This window comes from Hahella sp. CCB-MM4 (assembly GCF_002260525.1).
Taxonomy (GTDB): Bacteria; Pseudomonadota; Gammaproteobacteria; order Pseudomonadales; family Oleiphilaceae; genus Hahella.
Genome location: NZ_MRYI01000009.1, coordinates 136,771 through 160,105 on the forward strand (window position 1 = coordinate 136,771; position 23,335 = coordinate 160,105).

At 50.1% G+C, this 23,335-nt stretch carries 17 protein-coding genes and 1 pseudogene; 11 read left to right on the forward strand and 7 right to left on the reverse strand.

Annotated features, from left to right (window positions below; genetic code table 11):
• Positions 1-5: 5 nt before the first annotated feature.
• A complete protein-coding gene (locus BTA51_RS16490; RefSeq protein ID WP_094709178.1) occupies positions 6-3,755 on the reverse strand; it encodes a nitrate reductase subunit alpha in 3,750 nt (1,249 codons plus the stop codon).
• A 303-nt stretch (positions 3,756-4,058) separates the two neighbouring features.
• On the opposite strand from BTA51_RS16490, the gene BTA51_RS16495 reads away from it, so the two are divergent.
• Positions 4,059-5,963 (forward strand): ATP-binding protein, encoded by a 1,905-nt coding sequence (locus BTA51_RS16495; RefSeq protein ID WP_246841067.1) that lies wholly within the window; start codon positions 4,059-4,061, stop codon positions 5,961-5,963.
• Between the two features lie 6 nt (positions 5,964-5,969).
• Here BTA51_RS16495 and BTA51_RS16500 read toward each other — a convergent pair whose 3' ends face one another.
• Together BTA51_RS16500 and BTA51_RS16505 are read right to left on the reverse strand one after the other, a co-directional pair.
• Positions 5,970-6,365 (reverse strand): tautomerase family protein, encoded by a 396-nt coding sequence (locus tag BTA51_RS16500; protein WP_094709182.1) that lies wholly within the window; start codon positions 6,363-6,365, stop codon positions 5,970-5,972.
• Positions 6,366-6,411: 46 nt separating this feature from the next.
• The gene (locus BTA51_RS16505) at positions 6,412-6,675 is read right to left on the reverse strand and encodes a TfoX/Sxy family DNA transformation protein (protein WP_210404850.1); all 264 of its coding nucleotides are present in this window, start codon (positions 6,673-6,675) and stop codon (positions 6,412-6,414) included.
• Positions 6,676-6,863: 188 nt separating this feature from the next.
• Here BTA51_RS16505 and pyrB point away from each other — a divergent pair, with 188 nt between their 5' ends.
• Positions 6,864-7,910 (forward strand): aspartate carbamoyltransferase, encoded by a 1,047-nt coding sequence (gene pyrB, locus BTA51_RS16510; protein WP_210404851.1) that lies wholly within the window; start codon positions 6,864-6,866, stop codon positions 7,908-7,910.
• 58 nt (positions 7,911-7,968) lie between these two features.
• Entirely contained in the window at positions 7,969-8,499 is a 531-nt protein-coding gene (locus BTA51_RS16515) for a VOC family protein (RefSeq protein ID WP_094709186.1), read from the forward strand.
• Here BTA51_RS16515 and BTA51_RS16520 read toward each other — a convergent pair.
• The gene (locus tag BTA51_RS16520; RefSeq protein ID WP_094709303.1) at positions 8,475-9,002 is read right to left on the reverse strand and encodes a GNAT family N-acetyltransferase; all 528 of its coding nucleotides are present in this window, start codon (positions 9,000-9,002) and stop codon (positions 8,475-8,477) included. The two genes, BTA51_RS16515 and BTA51_RS16520, sit on opposite strands and share 25 nt — an antisense overlap.
• A gap of 357 nt (positions 9,003-9,359) precedes the next feature.
• Here BTA51_RS16520 and BTA51_RS16525 point away from each other — a divergent pair, with 357 nt between their 5' ends.
• From BTA51_RS16525 to BTA51_RS16535, 3 genes are all read left to right on the forward strand, one after another.
• Positions 9,360-10,580 (forward strand): ETX/MTX2 family pore-forming toxin, encoded by a 1,221-nt coding sequence (locus BTA51_RS16525; RefSeq protein WP_094709188.1) that lies wholly within the window; start codon positions 9,360-9,362, stop codon positions 10,578-10,580.
• Positions 10,581-10,719: 139 nt separating this feature from the next.
• Positions 10,720-12,003, forward strand: a complete 1,284-nt coding sequence (locus BTA51_RS16530) for a hypothetical protein (RefSeq protein WP_094709189.1) — start codon at positions 10,720-10,722, stop codon at positions 12,001-12,003.
• Positions 12,004-12,322: 319 nt separating this feature from the next.
• Positions 12,323-13,405, forward strand: coding sequence for an AraC family transcriptional regulator (locus BTA51_RS16535; RefSeq protein WP_094709191.1), 1,083 nt, complete (start codon positions 12,323-12,325; stop codon positions 13,403-13,405).
• Positions 13,406-13,439: 34 nt separating this feature from the next.
• Here the strand turns inward: BTA51_RS16535 and BTA51_RS30670 are convergent, their stop codons facing one another.
• Both BTA51_RS30670 and BTA51_RS30905 read right to left on the reverse strand, forming a co-directional pair.
• Positions 13,440-13,724, reverse strand: coding sequence for an SRPBCC domain-containing protein (locus BTA51_RS30670; RefSeq protein WP_246841068.1), 285 nt, complete (start codon positions 13,722-13,724; stop codon positions 13,440-13,442).
• Positions 13,725-13,744: 20 nt separating this feature from the next.
• Positions 13,745-13,909 (reverse strand): annotated as a pseudogene (locus BTA51_RS30905) (SRPBCC domain-containing protein); the annotation flags it as partial.
• 198 nt (positions 13,910-14,107) lie between these two features.
• Between BTA51_RS30905 and BTA51_RS16545 the strand changes: the two are divergent.
• Together BTA51_RS16545 and BTA51_RS16550 are read left to right on the forward strand one after the other, a co-directional pair.
• Entirely contained in the window at positions 14,108-14,485 is a 378-nt protein-coding gene (locus BTA51_RS16545) for a hypothetical protein (protein WP_094709193.1), read from the forward strand.
• Positions 14,482-14,715, forward strand: coding sequence for a hypothetical protein (locus BTA51_RS16550; protein WP_094709195.1), 234 nt, complete (start codon positions 14,482-14,484; stop codon positions 14,713-14,715). The genes BTA51_RS16545 and BTA51_RS16550 overlap by 4 nt, the downstream gene beginning before the upstream one ends.
• A 104-nt stretch (positions 14,716-14,819) precedes the next feature.
• Here BTA51_RS16550 and BTA51_RS16555 read toward each other — a convergent pair whose 3' ends face one another.
• Positions 14,820-16,436, reverse strand: coding sequence for an MFS transporter (locus BTA51_RS16555; RefSeq protein WP_094709197.1), 1,617 nt, complete (start codon positions 16,434-16,436; stop codon positions 14,820-14,822).
• 650 nt (positions 16,437-17,086) lie between these two features.
• Here BTA51_RS16555 and narL point away from each other — a divergent pair.
• The 3 genes from narL to glgB all read left to right on the forward strand — a co-directional run bounded on the left by narL (position 17,087) and on the right by glgB (position 23,302).
• Entirely contained in the window at positions 17,087-17,731 is a 645-nt protein-coding gene (gene narL / locus BTA51_RS16565; RefSeq protein WP_094709305.1) for a two-component system response regulator NarL, read from the forward strand.
• A gap of 116 nt (positions 17,732-17,847) precedes the next feature.
• The gene (locus tag BTA51_RS16570; protein WP_094709201.1) at positions 17,848-21,009 is read left to right on the forward strand and encodes a glycoside hydrolase family 15 protein; all 3,162 of its coding nucleotides are present in this window, start codon (positions 17,848-17,850) and stop codon (positions 21,007-21,009) included.
• A gap of 79 nt (positions 21,010-21,088) precedes the next feature.
• Positions 21,089-23,302 carry a 1,4-alpha-glucan branching protein GlgB gene (gene glgB, locus BTA51_RS16575; RefSeq protein WP_094709203.1) on the forward strand — a complete coding sequence of 738 codons (2,214 nt, stop codon included), beginning with the start codon at positions 21,089-21,091 and terminating at the stop codon, positions 23,300-23,302.
• Positions 23,303-23,335: the final 33 nt, after the last annotated feature.

Consider the following 23,335-nt stretch of genomic DNA (forward strand, 5'->3'; position numbering starts at 1 on the left):
TCTCCTCACTCGGTCGCAGACAGGGTGTCAGCAGGCCCGTCCAGCCATTCAACTTGGTTCATCTTGCGGACGATAACGAATTCGTCCCGGTTACAACCGACAGTGCCGTAGTAGTTAAAGCCGTAGGACTGTTGAACATAGCCTCCAATCATGTGCGTCGGCTTCATTACCGCCCGGGTTACTGAGTTGTGGATACCACCGCGTGTTTTAGTGGTCTCGGCTCCCGGAGTATTGATGATCCTTTCCTGGGCGTGGTACATCATTGCCATACCCTGTGGAACACGTTGGGAAACAACCGCCCGGCAGGCGATGGCTCCGTTCACGTTGAACACCTCAATCCAGTCGTTATCCACAATGCCGGCTGCCTTGGCATCCTGTTCGCTCATCCACACAATGGGTCCGCCCCGGGACAGGGTCAGCATCAACAGGTTGTCGGAGTAGGTGCTGTGAATCCCCCATTTCTGGTGCGGAGTGATCCAGTTCAATAGGATCTCTTTGTTGCCGTTACCATGCTTATTCAGCACCGGATCGGTGGTTTTCAGGTTGATGGGCGGCTTGTAAAGACACATGGTCTCACCGAAGTCGCGCATCCATTCGTGGTCCTGATAGAACTGCTGGCGGCCGGTGACAGTACGCCAAGGGATCTGCTCATGTACGTTGGTATAACCGGCGTTGTAGCTTACATGCTCGTCTTCCAGCCCAGACCAGGTGGGAGAAGAAATGATCTTGCGCGGTTGCGCCACGATGTCCCGGAAGCGGATTTTTTCCTCTTCCTTCGGACGTGCCAGATGAGTGTGATCCAGGCCGGTAATTTCGCTGAGTGCCGCCCAGGCTTTCACGGCTACCTGACCGTTGGTTTCTGGTGCCAGGGACAGGATGACTTCAGCCGCATCGATGGCCGTTTCGATTTTTGGCCTGCCGCCGCGGGCATTATCTTCCTGGTGCGTCAGGTTGAGTTTGCCCAGGAATTCCACTTCTGCTTTGGTATCCCAGGTAATGCCTTTGCCGCCGTTGCCCAGATTTTCAAGCAATGGACCCAGCGAGGTGAAGCGGTGATAGGTGTTGGGATAATCCCGTTCCACCACGACCATGCTAGGTGCAGTTTTACCGGGAATCAGTTCACATTCACCTTTCCACCAGCTTTTAACACCGAATGGCTGGGCAATTTCGGCTGGGGTGTCGTGCAATATGGGCAGCGTCACCAGGTCTTTTTCAACGCCAAGATGGCCTTTCACGGTTTGTGAAAACGCTTTGGCGATTCCCTTGAAGATATCCCAGTCACTGCGCGCTTCCCAAACCGGATCCACAGCTTTACTGAGCGGGTGGATGAACGGGTGCATGTCAGAGGTATTCAGGTCGTCCTTTTCGTACCAGGTCGCAGTCGGCAACACGATATCTGAATACAGACAGGTGGTAGACATCCGGAAATCCAGCGTTACCAGGAGATCCACTTTGCCTTCAGGGGCTTCATCCCGCCAGGTCACGTCTTCCGGTTTTTTGCCGCCCATTTCGCCAAGGTCTTTCCCAAGCAGTCCGTGCTTGGTTCCCAACAGATGGCGCAGCATGTATTCATGGCCCTTACCGGATGAACCCAGTAGGTTGGAGCGCCAGATAAACATATTGCGCGGATAGTTCTGTGGGTTGTCGGGATCTTCACAGGCAAACTTGAGCGAGCCGTCTTTCAGGTGCTCGATGGCAAACTCTTTGGGATCCTTACCGGCTTTTTCAGCAGCCTTGGTCAGCTCCAGCGGGTTCATGCCCAACTGTGGTGCTGAAGGCAGCCATCCCATGCGCTCTGCGCGGGTGTTGTAATCGATGATGGAGCCGGTCCACTTGGATTTGTCCGCAAGAGGGGAGACCACTTCGGCCATTTCCAACTTCTCATAGCGCCACTGATCGGAATGGTTATAGAAGAATGAGGTGCCGTTCATATGGCGTGGCGGACGCTGCCAGTCGAGAGCAAACGCCAGAGGTTGCCAGCCGGTTTGTGGACGCAGCTTTTCCTGCCCGACGTAGTGTGCCCAACCGCCGCCGCTTTGACCGATACAACCGCACATCATCAGCATGTTGATCAGGCCGCGGTAGTTCATGTCCATGTGATACCAGTGGTTGAGTGCGGCACCTACAATGACCATGGAACGTCCCTGAGTCTTGTCCGCGTTGCGGGCGAATTCTCTGGCGACACGAATAACGGCTTCACGGGGCACACCGGTAATGGCTTCCTGCCATGCGGGGGAGTAAGGCTGATTATCATCAAAGCTGCTGGCGCAGTTAGGATCGTTATAGCCGTTATCCACGCCATAGTTGGCCAGGGTCAGGTCAAACACTGTGGCCACCTGGACCTGGCTGCCGTCTGCCAGCGTCAGGGTTTTAACCGGAACTTTGCGGTAAATCAGATTGTCGTGATCCGTATGCTGGAAGTAATCCAACTCGTGTTCCAGGCTTCCGAAGTAAGGGAAAGCAACATCGGCGATAGCATCATGATGCTCTTTCTGGCTCAGGCGCAAGGTGACGTCTTTGCCGTCTTTTCCTTCACGTGGCTGGATATTCCATTTACCTTTCTCGCCCCAGCGATAGCCCACAGAGCCGAGTGGTGATACCAGTTCGCTATCCTGTTCATTGATCGCAATGGTTTTCCACTCAGGATTGTTTTCCTGGTTCAGGTTGTCGGCCAGGTCAGAAGCCCGAAGGAAGCGGTCCTGAATCAGTTTGCCGTCGTGTTCTTTGAGCATGACCAGCATGGGCATGTCAGTCGTGCGGCGTACGTAATCAGTGAAGTACGCGCTGGGCTGGTCCACATGGAATTCTTTCAGAATCACATGGCCAAACGCCATGGCCAACGCTGCGTCGGTACCTTGTTTAGGTGCCAGCCAGGTATCACCAAATTTGGATGCTTCGGAATAGTCGGAGGTGATGACACAGGTCTTGGTGCCTTTGTAACGCACTTCAGTCAGGAAGTGTGCATCGGGCGTACGGGTCTGGGGAACGTTGGAGCCCCAGACAATAATATAGTTGGAGTTGTACCAGTCGGCAGATTCGGGAACATCGGTCTGCTCACCCCAGATTTGTGGTGAAGCTGGCGGCAGGTCGCAGTACCAGTCGTAAAAGCTCAGGCAGTTACCGCCGATCAGTGACAGGTAGCGTGCGCCTGCGGCATAGGACACCATGGACATGGCCGGAATCGGTGAGAAACCGGTAACACGGTCAGGACCGTACTTCTTGGCGGTATATACGTTGGCTGCGGCGATGATTTCATTGATTTCATCCCAGTCGCCACGTACAAAGCCACCCATCCCACGACGCTGTTTATAGGACTTCGCCTTGGCCGGATTTTCGACAATACTGGACCAGGCGTCGACCGGATCATCATGCTGTTGGCGGGCTTCTCTCCACAGCTTGATCAGATGCTTGCGTACTTTTGGATATTTCAGGCGATTGGCGCTATAGATATACCAGGAGTAGCTGGCCCCACGGGGACAACCGCGCGGCTCATGATTGGGAAGATCCGGGCGGGTGCGGGGGTAGTCGGTCTGCTGGGTTTCCCAGGTGACCAGACCGTCTTTTACATAGATTTTCCAGCTACAGGAGCCTGTGCAGTTCACACCATGGGTGGAACGGACAATTTTGTCGTGTTGCCAGCGACGTCTGTAACCCTCCTCCCAGCTGCGATCGTCTGTGGTGGTGATGCCATGCCCCTCCGAAAAGGGTTCGCCCTTGCGTTTGAAGAACTGCAGGCGATCCAGAAAATGACTCATGCTCGACTCCTCGTGGTATGAGCGCCTCCTGTACTTTTCAGGGGCGGCCGTGTTGAACCTCTGTCACGTTCATTCTAGGAGGGGTGTGGCAGGTAAGATTGATCTGAGTCAAAGAGTCTCAGGCGGTAATGTGGTGGGGTAGGCACATGCTACCCCCAAAGAGGTAGTAGGAATTATGAGAAAATATAAGTGATACAATGACTTGGTGTTGCAGGGCCTAAAGTTTCAAAGGTGGAGGGGTACGGTGAGTCTTTAGAGGTACTCCTTCCCTGGGTCTGCTGAAGTTACCTCAGGAACCGATGTATGAAAATTCTCCGGAGATTACCCATGCTGGAAAGGATGCAAAAATCCATCGTCTTCAGGATAGGCGTACTGATGGTGGCTATGGTGACCGTGGCGATCGCGGCGATGTTAAGTTCTTACCTTATTGCAGATGAGGCTGATCGGGATGCGGAATCGGTCAATCTGTCCGGCTCTCTGCGCATGCAGAGCTACCGGGTATTGTCCACGCTGTTGGCCACGGAGGTGGATCCGGCCTACCGGGTGAAAGCCCAGGATCAGATCGACAAGCTGGAATCCCGTCTGGACAACGCCATTCTGGTGACGGAAGCGGATAAACAGGAAGGGAAGGAACTCAATACTCTGTATTATGCCGTGAGCGAACGCTGGCGGGATCAGATCAGGCCCAGACTGGAACGGTACCTGGCGGAGGAAGAAAGCATCTCTGCCAGGGAGTTGCAGGCGATGATTGACGGTTTTGTGGATGAAGTCGACATGCTCGTCCAGGCCTATCAGGAAAGTGCGGAAAGCCGGGTGGCCAACCTTCGTATTGTTCAGCTGGTGGCGCTCTTCCTGACACTCGGACTGGTGGCACTGTCCCTGTTAATCCTGCATGAGCATGTTGAACTGCCGTTACGCATTCTCACCTATCGTGCGGAAAAGATCGGAGAAGGGGATTTCAGTGGTGAGGTCGATTTAAAGAACCAGGATGAGCTGGGGATTCTCGCCGACACCATCAATCGCATGTCACAGCAGCTGAATCGCATGTATGACACTCTGGAAACCAAAGTCAGGGAAAAGACCCGGGCGTTGGAGTTAAGTGCCAATTCTCTCAACTTTCTTTATCAAATGGCTCGTGAAATCAACGAATCCACCCATGAGAAGATTGATTTCCAGGACTGGCTGATCGAGCTATCTAAAATCACTGGTATCACCCGTATTGAGTTGTGCCTGAAAACTCCGGAAGCGGTTATTCCCTACGAGCATGTTCGAGCTGACTACATGGCAGCCCTCCCACCCATTTGTGATCGTGAAGACTGTGAAAAATGCATGAGCGTGGGCTCAGACGATTGTTCACCTGATGGCGATCAATTAAAGGAAGTGCGTTTCGGACTGCTGAAAGAGGGCATCCAGTACGGCGTGATTGTCTGTACCCTGGCTCCTGGCCAGAATCTGGAATCCTGGCAGCAACAGCTGCTGCAATCCTTTGCAGATCAGGTGACTGTGGCACTGAGTCTGAAAAACCAGAGTGAGCAGGAGCGTCGCGAAGCGTTGATGAACGAGCGTAATGTGATCGCCCGTGAACTTCATGATTCTCTGGCCCAGTCTTTGTCTTATCTCAAGATCCAGGTTACCCGGCTGACCCGTGTGCTGGGACGGGAGGATATGGATCCGGAGGTGTTGGAGGAAATCACTGAGGAAATCAAAGAAGGGATTACGTCCGCCTATCGCCAGTTGCGGGAGTTGCTGACCACTTTCCGGCTGACGATTTCAGAAAAAGGGTTGCGGGCAGCGGTCGAACATACGGTGGAATCCATGCAGGAGCAGCATCCATCCATGAAGCTGACGTTGAAATACTCAGTAACGGATGTGCCCTTTACCCCGAATGAAGAAATTCACATGCTTCAACTTGTCCGTGAGGCGCTACAGAATGCCATGCGTCATTCCAAAGGTTCAGAGGTACAGGTCATCCTGAAAAGCGATCAACAGGGAACGGTTCTCGTACAGATTGATGATAACGGCGTAGGAATCCCCAATGATCCGGATAAACTTAACCACTATGGACTGGCGATCATGCGTGAACGCAGCCGTAATCTGAAGGGGGACTTGAGTATTCACCGGCGCCCCGAAGGGGGAACACGCGTCCAGTTCCGCTTTCAGCCGGATTATTATGCGGAACGGAACCGGACGATTATGAGTCAGGTTTGATTCTGGTCATACCTCGATTTGATATCCGAGTTCGACGTCACAAGCCGCCTGACCGCCGCGAATTCCCCAGTTCTCGGCGGTAATTTCCCTTAGCATGATTTTGACGTGGTCATTGGGAATGCCAAAAGGTTCCAGGTTTTTAACTATAGCCTTGTAGAGATTTCTCTTGGCCTCCAGCGACCGCCCGGCGAAACAGTCGATGCTGATGTGGGTATAACATTCAGGTTTTTCTTTTCCTGATGGATATTGGAATCTGTGTGGTTTGTGGGAAATCAATCTGACGTTTCGGTCGTGGGGAAGGATCTTGAAATTTTCTCTCAAAGCGGAGTGCACCGCTTCCATCATTCCTTCCTCGATATCAGATGAATATTCCTGCCGGGTTTCAATCAAGACGCTAGGCATGCATTAAATCCTTTTATATTTCAGTGGTGAAGACAGTACCAATATTTCAGGGAGCAATTCCCATATCATCAAGGCGTAAGAGTATTTCGGTTTTTCTCTCACGGGCGACCTGTTGCCAGTGAACGTCTTCCTGCGCACCGATCATGGCATAAAGAGCATTCAGGCTTAAGTCTGGAACTTTGCCTTTAAGTTCCCGAAAAATTTCGTAGGGGTCTGCAGAAAGAAACTCTTCCACAGTGGTAATACCCGCGAGAGGAAGCATTTCTTCACTTCTTTGGCCGAAGCCTTTCAAATCTCGGAAGCGCATCATTTCATATCCTTTTGTCAACTTGGGAACTTTCCTGAAGTAAGCAATCCTGAAGTAAGCAATAGAGCTGATCAGGATATTTGAATGCTTCCGCTTCAATGTCAAGCCTTCCAGCCTCGCCCTTAATTATGACAGCTGTGTATAATGCGTTGCCGAAATCTTCTCACGTTAACCTCGGGATCATAATCAAGATGAACTTTGCTGGCTCTTCCATTTTATCCGTCGATCAATTCAGTCTGGATGCCATAGATACCATTTTCCAAGTCGCCGACCTCTTGGAGCCTGTGGCCAGGCGCAGGAAAGTGACTCGTGTGCTTGAGGGAGCCGTGTTGGGTAATCTTTTCTTTGAAGCCAGTACGCGGACCAGATTGAGCTTTGCTTCGGCTTTCGAAAGACTTGGAGGAAGCGTTTCCGATACCACCGGGTTCACCTTTTCCTCCATTAGCAAAGGGGAATCTCTGTATGACACCAGCCGCGTTATCAGTGGCTATGTGGATACCATCGTGATTCGACATCCTGAGGAAGGCTCTGTTAGGGAGTTCTCTGAGGCGACCAATATCCCTGTTATCAACGCCGGCGACGGCATTGGAGAACACCCCACGCAGGCGCTGTTGGATCTTTATACCATTAACGGTGAATTCAAAAGGCTTTCAAAATCGATCAATGGCTCTTCTATCCTGGTCTTCGGCGACCTTAAGAACGGAAGAACCGTGCACTCTCTGGTCAAGATTTTGGCGTTGTATCAAAACATCCGATTCGTGTTTGTCTCTCCCATGGGGCTCAGTCTGCCGGAGAGCCTGCTTGAGCATATAGCCAGCCGGGGCCACCACTACGAAGTCCACAATAGTCTGGGTCCCCATATTAAAAACATTGACGTTGTATATGCGACTCGTATTCAGCGGGAGCGCATGTTGGATGGTGAACTGACGGAAGGCTATTCTGAAAACTTTAGGATCAATGCCGCCCTGGTGAACTCTCTGTTTGATAAGAACACGGTGATATTGCATCCGCTCCCCCGTGATTCCAGGGAAGGCGCTTTTGATTTGAGTGATGACCTGAACGCGGACGAACGCCTGGCTATTTTCCGGCAAACGGATAATGGCGTTCAGATAAGAATGGCACTGTTTGCTCTGGTGCTGGGGGTAGAGAACCAGATCGAAAGCTCCCTGAGGGATAGTAACTGGTTCAGGCCGCAATATATTGGCAAGCAGGATGCGAAATTCACAAAGTTGAAGTAACAAAGTCAAAGTAGCAATGTTGCAATAACAAAGGTGAAGTAAGAAGAGACCAATAAAGATGAAGTTCCCCAATATGCTGCTTAGCCATTTTGAGTTATATGTTCAGAATATAACTCAAATGGAAAGCTTCTACCGTGATGTTCTCGGATTCGTCGTGACAGATCGCGGTGCAGGCAGTGAAGGCATGGTGTTTCTCAGCAGAAGCCCGGAGGAACATCATCAGTTGGTATTGAATCCACGTCCAGACTTCCGAACTCAGGCTAGCCCGTTAGATCACATATCATTTCGTGTCGCGGAGCTTTCAGATTTGCGTCAGTTCTATCGGGCGCTCTCAGAGGCCGGCATCGACTTTGATGCGGTCTCCCACGGGACTACGTGGTCATTGTATTTCCGTGATCCGGAGAACAATCGCCTGGAAATATTCACCGATACCCCCTGGTATGTCCATCAGCCCTGTAAATTCAAAGTTGATTTATCGTTGTCTGATGAAGAGCTCTATGCACACACTGAAGCTGAAATTAAGGACATGCCGGGATTCAGTGCTGCCAGCAACTGGCGGAAGGATCACACCTCCAAAATGGATACATGATCCTTGTCTGAGTCATCGGTGTGATTTATCGCGAATGTCATATATGTCACGGTAAACGGTAGATGAGGAAAGCGCTTGGTTTCACCGAGTGTGAAGCCAAGTCGGGCGTACCAATCTTGCAGTTCCAGGTGCTCTCCGATGACGCCGATACTGATGGTTTCGATGGCGGTAAGCCGCGCGATTTCCATGATGTACCTGACTAGGTGTGCACCGGCTCCCTGGCGACGATACTCCGGCAACACTGATAACCGGTTCAGGTAAGCCAACCCCGGCCGGGGATTTTCATAAGCCACACAGGCGATGGGTTGTTTTTCCTCTTCAAGGATGAAATAGCGCTCACCCCGAACGAAGTCAGCTTTAACCCATTCCTTCGTACAAAACGACGGGTGCTTCGGGCAATTCTCTGCATTCAATCCAAATCTGACAGCGACATCCTTATTGGATTCACTGATTAACCTGGCAAGCGTGGATAGATCCTCTGAGGTGGCTTCTCTGATGTGCATGTTTTCGTGTTGGCCTGCGAATTTCTGAGTTAGTTGATACAACATACACCTGATAGATCAGACACGAAAATGTGTAACTTCCCTTAGGTTTAGAGCCTGCTAACTCTATTCCATGGATCAGCTCAAATGTAATGAGGCTGATCCTGCCTTATTTTGTCGTCTTTTGTTCGCAGTTTGTCGTCCAAAAAAATGCCTTATCCCATACAGTGATTCTTGCTCAGTATGTGAGCAAATCTCAACGAAACAACAATAAACAGGGATAGCTGAGAACGACCGACAGGTCCGGGTCAGAAGGAACGACCAGGAGAGCCTGGCAAAGGCATCACTCTATGAGACGAATCAAAAAAGGATAAAAATATGAAAAGACTAGCGATCATTCTGTTCCTGGTCCTTGGAACACAGCAGGCATTTGCTTCCAACCTGTTGGATTACTACTTCGATATAAACTACCGATCCGACATTGTCTACGGAAAAACGGACAACGGCAGTGATTTCGATATGTGCGACAGTTATAAAAATACTCGAAAGCCAGGAGATAAGATTACCGCCATCACTACCTATAACGGGGATGAACGTATCAAGGGAATAAAAATAGAGTATTTATATGCGCCCGCAGAAACAGTGGGCTCTACTGGCGGCAACGGTTATCGAAAGGTATTGGGAAATACCGAGTATATTCAAAAGTTCCGCTTCTACAAAAAACGTGCAGGCAATATATCGCGCATATTGCTGACTCTGAAAGACATGTCAGACAACTCTACCCGTCAGATCTATTTCGGAGATGGTAACGGATGGTATAAATGGTACGAAAATACCATTGGCTACTCCTTCCGCTCGTTAGTTGGATTTGCAGGAACCGCCAGTTCAGACAAAATCTGGAGCATCTATCCCTGTGCCGGTAATCGCCTGGACCTGGTCGAGACCGGTGTACAAATTCACTGGGATCAGATTGCGGAAAACCGGGATGAACAAAAGGTCTTTTTTGGTGAAAGAATTTTGGAAAACAACTCGACTCTGGAGCAGTCTGATGGCACTGAAGTCTGGTACGTCAATGGTTCCAGAGAGTCTGATACCTGGACAGATACCCTAGGTGTTTCGGTAACGGCGGGGGTCAGCCTGACTGAAGGGTTCAAGGTAGGTGTGCCTGCCACTCTGGAGAACAGTGGATCAATTACCTACAGTTTTTCTGAAACCTTCAGCGCATCCACCACTGTCGGCTATACAGAGGAGGTGAATAACCAGACCACGATAAGAGAAACGATGGGCGCAGATGTGCCGGCTCATACGGTGATGATTGCCAGGATAAGTGTGAACTTTAATCAGGTAGATGTGCCATATACCTCTACGGTCTATAACCCCCATGATGGCAAAGAGTTCAAGTTTAAAGGGATTATAAAGGGTTCAGACTACAGCAATGCCCGAAAAAGATGGGATGAAGTCGGGAATGTGTATGGTGATCGATATGAGATATACAGAAGCTACGCCTGGGTGATTGATTACTACCATCTGGAAAACGCATCACTAATTGACGATCCCGCATGGATGGATCCTATGATGGTGGTTGATTCGCCACTCTGACCGCTACTTACAGGAAAATGAAATAGACAGATTGAGCTGCACTTGAAGAGCTCAGTCTGTCATCTGTAATCAAAAGGATGCTGTAGACTTACGTAGTCTTATTCTTAATAAAAACAATGAAATATGAGACATAATCGATATGCAATCATTAATAAAAAACATTTTGTTGTGCACACCACTCTTACTTTCCCAGCTGGCAATTGCTGAAACATCAGATGAATGGGCACTGCGTGCGCTGAGGATTCAAAATAACATTGATCATCAAGTACCTTTGGCACGCACCACTTGGGTGGGCACACATAACTCCTTTGCCAACGCAGACGATGACAACTTTTCCTTCGGTGTTAATCAGGGAATGTCTCTGCGAAAGCAACTTGACGAGGGCGTTAGGGAGCTTGTCCTGGATCTGCACAAGGCCAGCAGTGAAATCCGTATGTGTCATAACAATACTGGATTTGGCGGCTGTATAAAGAATTTCACTGGCTGGCGCCGTTTTACCGCTGGGCTCAAGGATATCCGGGACTGGGTTAATGCCGGGAACAGTAACCAGGTTGTGATGATCAAGCTGGAGTTGGCCGGTTCCGCAAAGGACAGCCTGAACAAAGTCTATAAAGCCATTGATGAAAGTGGTCTCATTTCCATGGTGTTCCGACCGGATGAACAGACCTATCAGGGCAATGGCGGCAGCGACAATTGTACGCTCCTGAATACTGAGAATCTGAGTAAGGCCCAGATTCTCAGTGCCGGGAAGAATGTGCTATTCGTGACTTATGGTTGTACTGACAATACAGGCTTCAATGGCCGGGTATTTAATGCCGATAAGACTATGAAGGACTACAACTCTGTCAGTGACATCGAAGCGTTGGATGAAACCTATCAGTTCACCAAGATGAGCCGGGTGAAAGATGGGGTGATCAAAGGTGGCGATGGTGCCAAGCTCAAACCCAGTACCGTGGGTAGCTATCTTGATGCGGGATTAAATGTTTTTGAGCTTTATGGATTCGCTGCAGAAGGCAGTGGATGGAAAGTCGACGGCGAGTATCCGGTAAGCCATAGAGATATGGTGTGGTCATGGGACTCCACTGGATTTGAGCCAAACGGCAGTGGGAGTTGTGCAGTGATTTCTGCAGAGAGTGATCGTATCAGGGACCATTCTTGCACAGAGTTGTTTTATGCCGCATGTCATAAAGACGGTACTGGTATTGGAACCTGGAAAATGACCTCGCAACCAGTAAGTTTTGGTGATGCGGCCAATCAATGTTTGCTGGACTACGGTAATGAGTTTGATTTTTCCTCCCCCCATTCGAAGCTCGAACTAAATCTAGTGATTGATACCAGAGAAAGCGTCAGCCTCGGGGATCAGGACGTTTGGATCGACTACCAAAATACCAACGGGCAATGGGTAACTGATTCCGGTAACTAATATACTCGCTTCGCACTTTTTACCTGAACGGAGCCATCTATCGATGGCTCCGTTTTTTGTGGTTTCTGCCACAGATGAAATATCGTGGTACCTTATTTTCTTGCTTCTTAAGATTTTCTTATTCTGATTCGCTATAGGGTGTAAGAAGTATTACCAATAGTGAAATTCCTTAAAGTCACCCTCGCTGGAAACACTAAAATTAGTCTGTTTTTTGCTCAGTGGCAGATGCTCTGACGTTGAAAACATACGACTAATAAAAATAAATCTGCTGCAGAGAGCAATCTCTGAAAGCGGCATTACAGTGGCGAGGTAAGCACGGATGTTGGATGGCGGCTTTACAGTTGCGGATGAATTTCTGATACCCACACGAATCATCATCAGTATTTTTAATGTACTGAAAAAAGATGGGGTAGATATTGAGCGTCTTCAGCTCAAACACGGTTTACCTGTCGGCATCAGCGAAGATAAATACCGACAGCTGGAATTTCGACGGCTCCAGGCATTACTCGTGGATGCGCAATGGGAGATGGGAGGGCCTGTGTACGGCTTGAGGATGGCGGAAGTTCATTGTTCCACGCTGTTCACCAAGTTTGTTCATTTATTCCTGACGACGGAAAGTTTGTTTTCTTCCTTATGCTTTTTTGAGGAGCGCCTGAAGTCGTCGAGATTTCCTACCTATATCACTCTGACGAAGTCCGGGAATGACGACAAACTGATGATTCATCATCGCAGTCAAAATCCGGACAAGCCGATGATGTTAACAGTGCTCATGATGGGCTTGTTCTGGAAGTTTTGTGAACGTGTTGTCGGTGAATTTGAATATCCGGCCACCCTAAGACTGGGCTTTCCCCAGGACAATCCCTTATCGCTATACCAGGAATTCTTTGGTCATCAATGTCATATCGAGTTTGACTGTAATGAGTATTCATTGACGTTTTCTCAATATGATTTCAGGAAGAGTAACCCTATTGCAGATATTGATCTCCAACACAAAATCAAAAACCTGTTACGCGGGTTTGAACCGGAGGAGGTGAGTAACGGTTCACCGGAATTGGCCCACGACTGGCCGCTGAGAGTTAGAGGGCAGATTGAAAAGCAATTACCTCAACGCAATGTCTCTATTGATGTGGTGGCTGACATGCTTCATGTTTCTCCCCGAACCCTGCAGCGTAAACTGAAGCTGAGAGGGTTTACTTACTCGGGAATTTTGGAAGAGTGCCGCAAAGAACTGGCACTGGTAAATCTGAATTCCGGGAAGCCTGTGGCCAAAGTCGCCTCAGATCTCGGGTACAGCAGCGTGACTACTTTCAGGCATGCTTTCCAGGGGTGGTATGGAACAACTCTGTCGCTCACCCACTGGGTTACAGCGGAGAACGACGAGAGTCTTGCTGATGATGATTGATTCCGGCGGAATAGTGCGGAAGTGAGTTCCTGACTTAATCAGGGATCTCTGGTTCAACCAACTGAGCCAGGTGAGTTATTGACTCTTGCCAGCCCAGATAACACATCTCAGCAGGAATGACCTCGGGAATACCTTCCTGGACGATATTGATCTCTGTTCCACAGGCCAGCTCACGCAAGGTGACGGTTGTCTGCATATCCCCGGGTAGATTCGGATCGTCGAATTTATCCGTGTAACGGATGCACTCATTGGGTGTGAGTTCAAGGTAAGAGCCTCCAAAAACGTGACTGCTACCGGTTGTGAAGTTAGTGAAGGACATCTTGAATAGGTGCCACCCACCTTGGCTTCCATGTGATGCACTTTAGCGGTGAATCCATTCGGCGGTAGCCATCTTGCCATGGCATCAGGCTCTAGAAACGCCCGGTAGACTTTTTCAGGTTTTGCACGAAGTACGCGGTGTAACCGGACAGTGTTGCTCATGCTGCTATCTCCTTTGTTCGACATGGGATTTCAGGTCTTGCCTGAATGGTTATTGGTTAGTCGAACGAGAAGATGGAGTTTCGACAGGTAGTTTGAAATATTTTGTTGAAAGTCATTTCACACTATTTATTGAAATTGGATAGTCCAAAGGCCCGGTTGGACCTTCAAACCATCATGGCTATAATTTTTGCTCTCAAGTTCTTATGGTTTCAAGGATGAGCTATGTTCCCTAAAGAGTTTTATATTGTTCCTGAAGAGATATTTCGTCTTGGTAATTCTAATAGTCCTAAGTTGGCTAATGTCAGGTCCCGGGATGTCGATTCCATTGAGTTAAACGGTATCACAGTGATAGTTGCCAATGGGAAAGGCATTAGCGTTTTTGACAGGAAGGGCATTGAAGAGTCTCCCATGAACGGTTGGGTTTGGCGTTTTCCTCCAAATACCCGGCCACCCCATGGCCTCCGTTTGGTGCAAGACAAACCTCATCATTATTGTATTGCGCCCATTCACAATATGCCTTTAGATAAGTACAAAGGTCTGTTGGAAGAGATGGCTTTAAAGGCAACCAGAGTCTACAAGAAAGAAGGTAAGGTGGTATGAAGCGATTTCAAATTGACTTGGCTGAGTCAGAGCTAAAAATAGTCTTAGAAGCTCTGACAAAGTTGGAACATCATATGTCTACTATCTGTGCTGAATCAGATGATGAAGACGAGATTGCTGACATTGGTAATGACCTGATTGAAGTTCGCTTACTCCTAAAGCCGCTGAGAGAGAGAGCTATAAAGCAGTTTGGCGAAGGGATAGTAAACTTTTCGCGCGAATCAATGTGATTTCCCTATATGTAAAAAAAGCGCCCCGAAGGGCGCATCAAGTGTGAGATTGGAGGGAGAACACCTATTTTCCATTCCAAACTCAGGGTAGGTAGCCTGTCGAACTATGGGTTGTAATACTCACCGTTTTTGCGCAGGTAGAACACCCAGTTAATGACCATGCACAGGGCGTAGAAGATGGCAAATCCGACGAAGGCATATTCCGGGGTGGCCGCTTTGATCTGTTCCCCGATGACTTTGGGGATATAGAACGCTCCGTAGGCAGCCACTGCTGAAGTCCACCCCAATACAGGGCCGGCTTGCTCTTTTGGGAACACCATGGCGATGGTGCGGAAAGTAGAGCCGTTACCGATACCGCTGGCGGCAAAGAGCAGCAGGAACAGAACAAAGAATGGGATGAAGTATTCTTCCGGTGTGGCAGAGGCATAAGCTGCCTTCAGGTAGTAGGCCACTGCGGCTGCACATACCACCATCACCAGTGAGCAAACCTGGGTCACCAGGGCTCCACCGATTTTATCTGATACCCAACCACCAACCGGACGGATCAGCGCACCAATGAATGGGCCCATCCAGGCATACATCAAGGCGCTGGGGCCGTTCGGGTTAATGGTGTCGTGAGTCACGACGCCGCCTACTTCAAGGTGGCTGTAGCCGAAGATAACTTTAATCGCCAGGGCAAATGCCGCGGAGAACCCGATGAAGCTGCCGAAAGTCATGGTATAGATCAGACTCATAACCCAGGTATGACGGTTACCGAAGATCCTGTATTGGCGGCTGAGGCTGGTGCCGATCTGGCCAGGAATCAATTTCAGCAACAGTACGGTAGAAGCGATGACACCTACCAGAACCAGCTCTTTGGGAACCCCAAAACCAGATCCGTTGGCCGATTCCGGCAACATCAACCACAGACCCACCATGGCAGTGAAGAATCCGATCAGGAGCATGAAAGTGATTTTGGTGAAGCTGCTTAAAGGACTTCCGATATCCGGAGAAACCTCTTCGGTGCGGATGTTATTCATGCCGAACCATCCGGCAAATGCCAGTGGAACCAGGAACAGCAACCAGAGATAACCGGCATTTTGAATCCAGGTTTGCGAACCTGCAGGAATCTTACCGATCAGGGTTCCTGAAGAGTTGACCAATGTCATTGGGTCACCGCCCATGGCACCAAAAGCTCCGAAGGTCATAAACAAGGGAACCAGAATCTGCATGGTGGTAACGCCGAAGTTACCCAGGCCGGCATTCAATCCCAAAGCCAAACCTTGCTGTTTCTTTGGAAAAAAGAAGCTGATATTGGACATTGAGGAAGCAAAGTTACCCCCACCCAGACCAGACAATAAAGCCAGTACCTGGAAGACCCAGAGAGGCGTTTCCTTGTTTTGCAGGGCAATACCAGCGCCTACTGCGGGAATCATTAATAGTGTGGTGGTGAAGAATATCGTGTTGCGACCACCGCAAAGGCGAATGAAGAAGCTGCTGGGTATACGCAAAGTCGCACCGGTCAGGCCCGCAATGGCCATCAGGGTGAAGAGCTCTGAAGCGGAAAACGGGAAGCCCAGGTTGAGCATCTGTACCGTGATAATGCCCCAATACAGCCAGACGGCGAATCCGCACAACAAACTAGGGATGGAAATCCAAAGATTCCGGTTGGCAATCTTTTTGCCTGAGCTGTCCCAGAAGGTGTTGTCTTCAGGGTTCCAGCCGGTGGTGATGTCAGCCATAAGCGTTACCTCTTGGCAGTTGAAAGCGTTGGTCGTTCAATGCCAAGGTAAGAAGTGGGCTGTCCAGTCACAATGCTCACTAAGGGGTAGGGAAACCCGGAGGAGGAATTGGGGGGGAGTGACCGATGCGGTATTTTTCTCCAGGCTTTGGTGATCCACGGTAAGCTGGGTTGTACGGCCCCTGAGGCTGTTCCGGGGGGCGGTCTGAATCAAAAAACGCTATGGAATCACGTAACTATCAACAGGATACTTTGTGCCGAAAGTGCAAAGAGGAGGTCCTTATTTATGGATCGTCACTATCGGATTTGCAGTCTTTTGACTGCTGGAAGGCTTCTGCCTGTATCTCCAAAGGGGTATCCACATTTGCTCTCTTTTGCGTATCCTTTGGCTATCGTCACTCATCAGGTATTCCTGTAAAACCTGATCTGGATCAAATCCGAAAGGCAGGTAAAAAAAGTATTAAAATGAATTCCTTCCGGAAAAGTTACTATCCTGTTTTTTGCTAGGTACCGAACAGGAACCAGGTATTGAACAGGATGCCGGCTAGTGAATAGGAAGCCTGACATCGAATAAAGGCCTGGTATTGAATTAAGAGCCTGGTATTGAATGAAAGGTCAGATACTGAAGTAGACCCTGGGGAAATTGAAAGCATGAACAAAGCAACGGTGATGCTGGTGGATGACCACCCTTTATTTCGTAAAGGAATCCGCCAGTTGATTGAGCTCGAAGACGAGCTGAGCATTGTGGCCGAGGCCAAAAATGGTGAAGAAGCATTGGAGGCGGCCCGTGACATAGAGCCGGACCTGATCCTGATGGACCTGAATATGCAAGGTATGGACGGCCTGGATACACTGAGAATGCTCCGTGCCAGCGGTGTGGATTCGAGGGTGATTATGCTGACGGTCTCTGACAATGAGGCTGATGTAGTGAATTGCTTTCGGGCCGGTGCCGACGGGTATCTGCTAAAGGACATGGAGCCTGAAGATATTCTGGAAAAGATCAAACAGGCAACTTTGGGCAAAATGGCGATTAGCGAGAGGCTGACAGAAATCCTGGCCGTTGCATTGCGCAAGCCGGGGGACCGTGACGTCGATCCATCCGCCTCCCTTACCAGCCGCGAATATGAAATTCTGACCCGCATTGCGGAGGGGCACAGCAACAAGGTGATTGCCCGGGATCTGAATATCTCAGACGGCACTGTTAAGGTGCATGTGAAACACATCCTTAAGAAAATGGGGATGAAATCCCGGGTGGAAGCGGCGGTGTGGCTGGTCAACCGCAGAACCGGGGGCTGACGAGGGACTTTTTTTACTTCGGTCGTCTTTAAAATCAAGGACTTTAGTGGTGTATATTTTGCAGCGTGATTGCCTGATAATGTTCTGACATCAGAGTTGATTAGGCCCGCTGCTTGATGAAACAAACCGCCTTTCTGGATCAGCTGTATAGCGAAGTCAACACGGTGATCCTCTCCCGCCAGCACCCGGTAACGGGATTGCTGCCTGCCAGCACCAGCGTGAATACCCATGGTGACTATACCGACGCATGGGTGCGCGACAATGTCTATTCAATTATCTGTGTTTGGGGACTCTCGCTGGCCTACCGTCATGAGGGCGATCATATTCGCAGTGACCAACTGGAGCAGGCCTGCATCAAATTAATGCGCGGTTTGCTGCAGGCCATGATGAGGCAGTCTGCCAAAGTCGAATACTTCAAAATAACCCAGGATCGCCTGGATTCACTGCATGCGAAATATGATACATCCACTGGCCTGGAAGTGGTGGCGGATGATGCCTGGGGACACCTGCAGATCGATGCGACATCCGTGTTTATGTTAATGCTGGCGCAGATGACCGCATCAGGGCTCAGAATCGTTTGTACCTTGAGTGAAGTCGATTTTGTTCAGAACCTCGTCTACTACGTTTCCACAGCTTACCGGGTCGCTGACTATGGTATCTGGGAGCGGGGAAACAAGATCAATAACGGTAAGACGGAAATCAATGCAAGCTCCGTGGGAATGGCAAAAGCAGCGCTGCAGGCACTGGATGGTTTGAACCTGTTTGGGAAAGGTGCCGATCCAAAGGCCGTTATACACACCATTCCGGATGCTGTCTCCAGAGCCCGCTCCACATTGGCGGCATTGTTACCCCGTGAATCCCTGTCAAAGGAAGTGGATAGCGCTCTGTTGAGCATTATCGGCTATCCAGCATTCGCGGTGGGAGACCAGGAGGTGATAAGGAAAACCCGACAGGAAATACTCACGAAGCTTGAAGGTCGCTATGGTTGCAAACGCTTTCTCTGGGACGGTCATCAGACCGAATTGGAGGACAGCAGCCGCATACACTATGAGCACTCTGAGCTGGCCAATTTCGAGCATGTTGAGTCTGAGTGGCCGCTGTTTTTCACATATCTCTATCTCTCAGCGTTGTTTGATGGGGATACTGAAACGGCCGCCCACTATCGGGCGCGGTTAGAGGCGCTGACCGTGGAAGTGGATGGACAGAAACTGCTTCCAGAACTCTATCTCGTGCCAAAGGACAAGATTGCTGCTGAGAAACGTCATCCACACTCCCAGGAGCGTCTGCCGAATGAGAACATCCCATTGGTTTGGGCGCAGAGTCTGTATCTGACAGGACTGATGCTGGACGAAGGACTGATCAGTGAAGATGATCTGGATCCGCTGAGAATGCGCCGTCGTGCCACCCGCTATATCAATGCAGAAGTCGCATTGGTGGTTCTGGCAGAGAATGATGAGGTGAAGCGCCAGCTGTCCGATCATGGTGTGATTGCGGAGACACTGGAAGATATCCGCCCGATTGCTGTCGTATCGGCGACGCACTTGGTGGAAGCCTATACCAGGGTCGGGGCCAATGACGCGTTGGGATTAACGGGAAGGCCCCGCAGGCGTCTGCAAAGCCTGGCCACCTCGCAGACCTATCGAATCAATGAGCAGATGGTGTTGTGTCTGTCCTGGCTGCAGAGTGAATATGGTGACTACCGTAAATTTGATGCCAGGCTGGTCATAGAGAAAGTAAAGCGTGAAATCCGTCATATTCGTCAGCACTGGTACCACAACGAAGTGGCGGTGTTTACTCTGATGATCGATCAGATGACCTGCATGGTACCGGATGCCGGCAAACTCTTTCTGGCGCTCCGTGATATGCAGTTACGCAGTGAGCATGAACAGGTGGGGTATGCCTCTGCCAGCCTTGCCTTCCGGGCTTCCCGGGTCAATAGCCTGACCATCCCCGAGGTCTGTATTGCACCATTGGTACCGCGAAGCCATCCTCACTTGATTGACACCTGCAAACTCGATGCGAAAGTGTTCACTGGTGAGGCGGAGATCCTGATTCATCGACTGATTAACAGCCATAATGAGCGGGAAAACCTGAAGGCCATCAAGGCGTTTTTCGATGTCGGCACGGACAAGTCAGGGGCCAAGCATTCGCTTGAGGAAAAAGCAGAGGCAGTCGAAAAAACAGTTGAATCAGAGCCTGATCACCTGCAAAAAGAATTGCTCAGCAAACTTTATCTCAATGCTCAGTACCGGCAGCACTGGTCTGTGGCCCGGTTCTGCTTTGGTATGTTGAATTATTCCCATGTCGGGCTGGCAGATTCCCTTACCAACCTGAATTCCCGGCACATGTCTGTCACCATTGGCCAGAAGGCCCCGGTCAATCTTTCTGCCGTGAGTCCACTGGCCGATGAAGCGGTCAGTCAGGAAATTGCCAGGCATGTGAAGGATCCATTGGAAAGAGTGTTATACCAGGAGTTGCTGGTGACGCTGGGGTCGTTGCTCAGAACCGAATCGGAGCTGTTTGAAGGTCTGCGTACTCTGCAATTACGTAATCTGGTGCTGGTATGTGCGGAATTGAAGGACGACAGTACGCTGGAAATCAAAAAGGCACTGGTTGAGCTGGCAGGACTGTCTCCCTCCGCGTTGTATCACCGGGTTCGAAATATCCTTTCCGCCCAGAAAGAACACTTCTCCTATGGTGTCCGGCACAGCTTTAAAGTGGACGCCGGCGGGCATGCAGATATTTATGAGGGAGTGATGCTGCCCATTTCTGCGGTGGGCACGGACTGGTTGGAATGGCGCATTGCCAGGGGCATGCTGACCGGGTTTGACAGCACCTTTCTTAAATCCATCTGGAAAAGCCTTGCCCATGCCAAGAGCCTGATTTTCGGCGAGCAGGCAAGCCCGGATTCCATATTGGAATGCGATATCGTCAGGGGGTCGATGACACCCGGAGAAGAGAGTTTTGCCAGACTGATTGATCAATTATTGCAGCCTTTGCATCCCGCCTACTATAAAAGTACTGTGATAGAAGCACTTTATGCGTTTGCCGAATATTGTACAGACCATCCAACCAGACGGTTTGAGGAGCCCATTAACCTCAGCCTGTTAATTGAGAGTGCGGCAGAACTCTATGTCGTGGAAGAGGCCATGGAGCAGTCGGAGGAGAGGAACCTCGATCTGTTGATGCAATTGCCGCCACATTTGACACATATATATTTTAAAAAGGCTTTGGCCGGACTCGGCCAGGTGGAAATGGAAACAACGGAGGCCGGATAGCAGCCTGCAACCCGCATGGTGATTCGCCTCCCAGGGTCGATTGAGCGTGAATTGACTCTGGAAACTGATGGGATAATACATGACTGATCACCGCCTGAATGAATTGTTGAACGCCCAATGCGCGCTCCCGTTTGATCTGCTGGGAATGCGCAAGACCTCCAGCGGAGTGACTATCACCTGCTGGTTCCCCGGTGCCACCAGGGTCGAAGCCGTAAGTTGGCTGCCGATTTACGAACCTGAAGAACGGGTCAGCCGGGTCATGGAACCCCTGCATGAAGACGGCCTGTTTCAGTTGAAACTCAAAACTTCTGACGCACTGGTCGCGGAATCCTCTCACTGCCGTTTCCGGGTTGAGTACGGAGACAAGGTCTACGATAAGCTCGATCCGTATCAGTTCAGCGATATCACTTTCCATGACTTTCACTATGACGCTGCCACGCTTTATCGAAATCAGGGGGCTCATCTGAGTTCAAGGGAAATTCAGGGCCAAATGGTCGAAGGCGTGCGTTTTGCCGTGTATGCGCCCCATGCCAGATCAGTGAGTGTGGTGGGAGACTTTAATCATTGGGACGGTCGGATACATCCTATGGGCGCCAGTGGTGATGGCATCTGGCGACTGTTTATACCGGATTCCAGATTAGGGGACCGCTATAAATTTGAAATCAAGAGCCAGCAGGGTGACCTGTTGCCCCATAAGGTCGATCCGATGGCTTTCTCCATCGATCAGCATCCTTCATTCGCCTGCGTGGTATACGACCATCAGCGTTACCAATGGCAGGATCTGGCCTGGCAGGAAAAGGAGGTAACGTCCCACCTCAGTGCGCCTATCAATATTTATGAAGTGCATATGGGATCCTGGCGGTTTCAGGATGGGCGGCCAATGTCCTATCAGGAATTGACCCGTGAATTGATTCCCTATGTCCAGGAGATGGGTTATACCCATATTGAATTGTTGCCGATCTCCGAATATCCCTATGGAGCCTCCTGGGGATATCAGCCTGTCGGACTGTTTGCCCCGACCAGCCGCTATGGTTCACCTGATGACTTCAAGGCCTTTGTCGATGCCTGCCATCAAGCTGGCATCGGAGTGATTCTGGACTGGGTGCCGGCGCATTTCCCCACCGACAGTCACGGCTTGTCCAACTTTGACGGTACGCCTTTGTACGAGTACCCGGACCCACGTAAAGGGTGGCATCAGGAGTGGAATTCGCTGATCTATGACTATGGACGTGAGCATGTCTGCCAGTTCCTGATCAGCAACGCTTTGTACTGGTTCGATTGTTTTCACATTGATGGGATACGGGTGGACGCGGTGGCTTCCATGCTGTATCTGGATTATTCCCGCAAAGACGGCGAGTGGGTGGCTAACCAGTTTGGTGGGAATCATAATCTTGAAGCTATCGCCTTTATTAAGCGGCTCAACGAAACTATCTACCTCAATTACCCCAAGGCTATGACCATCGCAGAAGAGTCGACAGCGTTTCCCGGTGTGTCCAAGCCGACCTTTGAGGGTGGGCTGGGTTTCGGATTTAAATGGAACATGGGGTGGATGAACGACAGCCTGCGCTATATGTCCCGTGACCATATATATCGCAAGTATCATCACAATGAACTGACATTCGGCATGATGTATGCCTTTTCAGAGCATTTTGTTTTGCCGCTTTCCCACGATGAAGTGGTGCATGGAAAACGTTCTCTGTTATACAAGATGCCGGGGGATGAATGGCAGAAGTTTGCCAATCTGCGGGCCTTTAGCGCCTACCTTTATGCGCACCCTGGCAAGATGTTGAACTTCATGGGGAGTGAGATCGCCCAGTCCAACGAATGGGATTTTAATCGCCCGTTATCCTGGGAGTTACTTGAGTATGAACTGCACCAGGGGCAACAAAAGGTCATCCGGGATCTAAATCACCTTTATCGAAATGAGCCCTGCCTGTATGAACAGGACTTTCATCCCGACGGTTTTCGTTGGCTGGCTCCGGATGACAGTGGCAATAGTGTGTTATCGATGATTCGATTCGCGACAAACCGTGATGATCATCTGATTATTCTGATTAACATGACGCCAATGCCTCGTGAACATTATGCGATTGGTGTTCCCCGGAACTGCCATTACAAGGTGGTGCTTAATACAGATTCGGTTTATTACGGAGGGAGTAACTATCCAGTGGGCGATGATTTTCGCCCGGCGGAAAAGGCTTTGCATCAACAACCTTATTCCATCGCACTGAATATTCCTCCACTGTCCGCCGTCATATTGAAGCCACAACCGGACAACCAGACGGGCAAATAGATGGGCCACCAGATGAGCAACCAGAGCAGCGAC

What these genes read in the sequence shown, in the direction of transcription:
- BTA51_RS16490 (WP_094709178.1), bottom strand. Translation starts at nt 3,755, where the DNA reads ATGAGTCATTTTCTGGATCGCCTGCAGTTCTTCAAACGCAAGGGCGAA.
- BTA51_RS16495 (WP_246841067.1), top strand. Translation starts at nt 4,059, where the DNA reads ATGAAAATTCTCCGGAGATTACCCATGCTGGAAAGGATGCAAAAATCC.
- BTA51_RS16500 (WP_094709182.1), bottom strand. Translation starts at nt 6,365, where the DNA reads ATGCCTAGCGTCTTGATTGAAACCCGGCAGGAATATTCATCTGATATC.
- BTA51_RS16505 (WP_210404850.1), bottom strand. Translation starts at nt 6,675, where the DNA reads ATGATGCGCTTCCGAGATTTGAAAGGCTTCGGCCAAAGAAGTGAAGAA.
- pyrB (WP_210404851.1), top strand. Translation starts at nt 6,864, where the DNA reads ATGAACTTTGCTGGCTCTTCCATTTTATCCGTCGATCAATTCAGTCTG.
- BTA51_RS16515 (WP_094709186.1), top strand. Translation starts at nt 7,969, where the DNA reads ATGAAGTTCCCCAATATGCTGCTTAGCCATTTTGAGTTATATGTTCAG.
- BTA51_RS16520 (WP_094709303.1), bottom strand. Translation starts at nt 9,002, where the DNA reads ATGCACATCAGAGAAGCCACCTCAGAGGATCTATCCACGCTTGCCAGG.
- BTA51_RS16525 (WP_094709188.1), top strand. Translation starts at nt 9,360, where the DNA reads ATGAAAAGACTAGCGATCATTCTGTTCCTGGTCCTTGGAACACAGCAG.
- BTA51_RS16530 (WP_094709189.1), top strand. Translation starts at nt 10,720, where the DNA reads ATGCAATCATTAATAAAAAACATTTTGTTGTGCACACCACTCTTACTT.
- BTA51_RS16535 (WP_094709191.1), top strand. Translation starts at nt 12,323, where the DNA reads ATGTTGGATGGCGGCTTTACAGTTGCGGATGAATTTCTGATACCCACA.
- BTA51_RS30670 (WP_246841068.1), bottom strand. Translation starts at nt 13,724, where the DNA reads ATGTCCTTCACTAACTTCACAACCGGTAGCAGTCACGTTTTTGGAGGC.
- BTA51_RS16545 (WP_094709193.1), top strand. Translation starts at nt 14,108, where the DNA reads ATGTTCCCTAAAGAGTTTTATATTGTTCCTGAAGAGATATTTCGTCTT.
- BTA51_RS16550 (WP_094709195.1), top strand. Translation starts at nt 14,482, where the DNA reads ATGAAGCGATTTCAAATTGACTTGGCTGAGTCAGAGCTAAAAATAGTC.
- BTA51_RS16555 (WP_094709197.1), bottom strand. Translation starts at nt 16,436, where the DNA reads ATGGCTGACATCACCACCGGCTGGAACCCTGAAGACAACACCTTCTGG.
- narL (WP_094709305.1), top strand. Translation starts at nt 17,087, where the DNA reads ATGAACAAAGCAACGGTGATGCTGGTGGATGACCACCCTTTATTTCGT.
- BTA51_RS16570 (WP_094709201.1), top strand. Translation starts at nt 17,848, where the DNA reads ATGAAACAAACCGCCTTTCTGGATCAGCTGTATAGCGAAGTCAACACG.
- glgB (WP_094709203.1), top strand. Translation starts at nt 21,089, where the DNA reads ATGACTGATCACCGCCTGAATGAATTGTTGAACGCCCAATGCGCGCTC.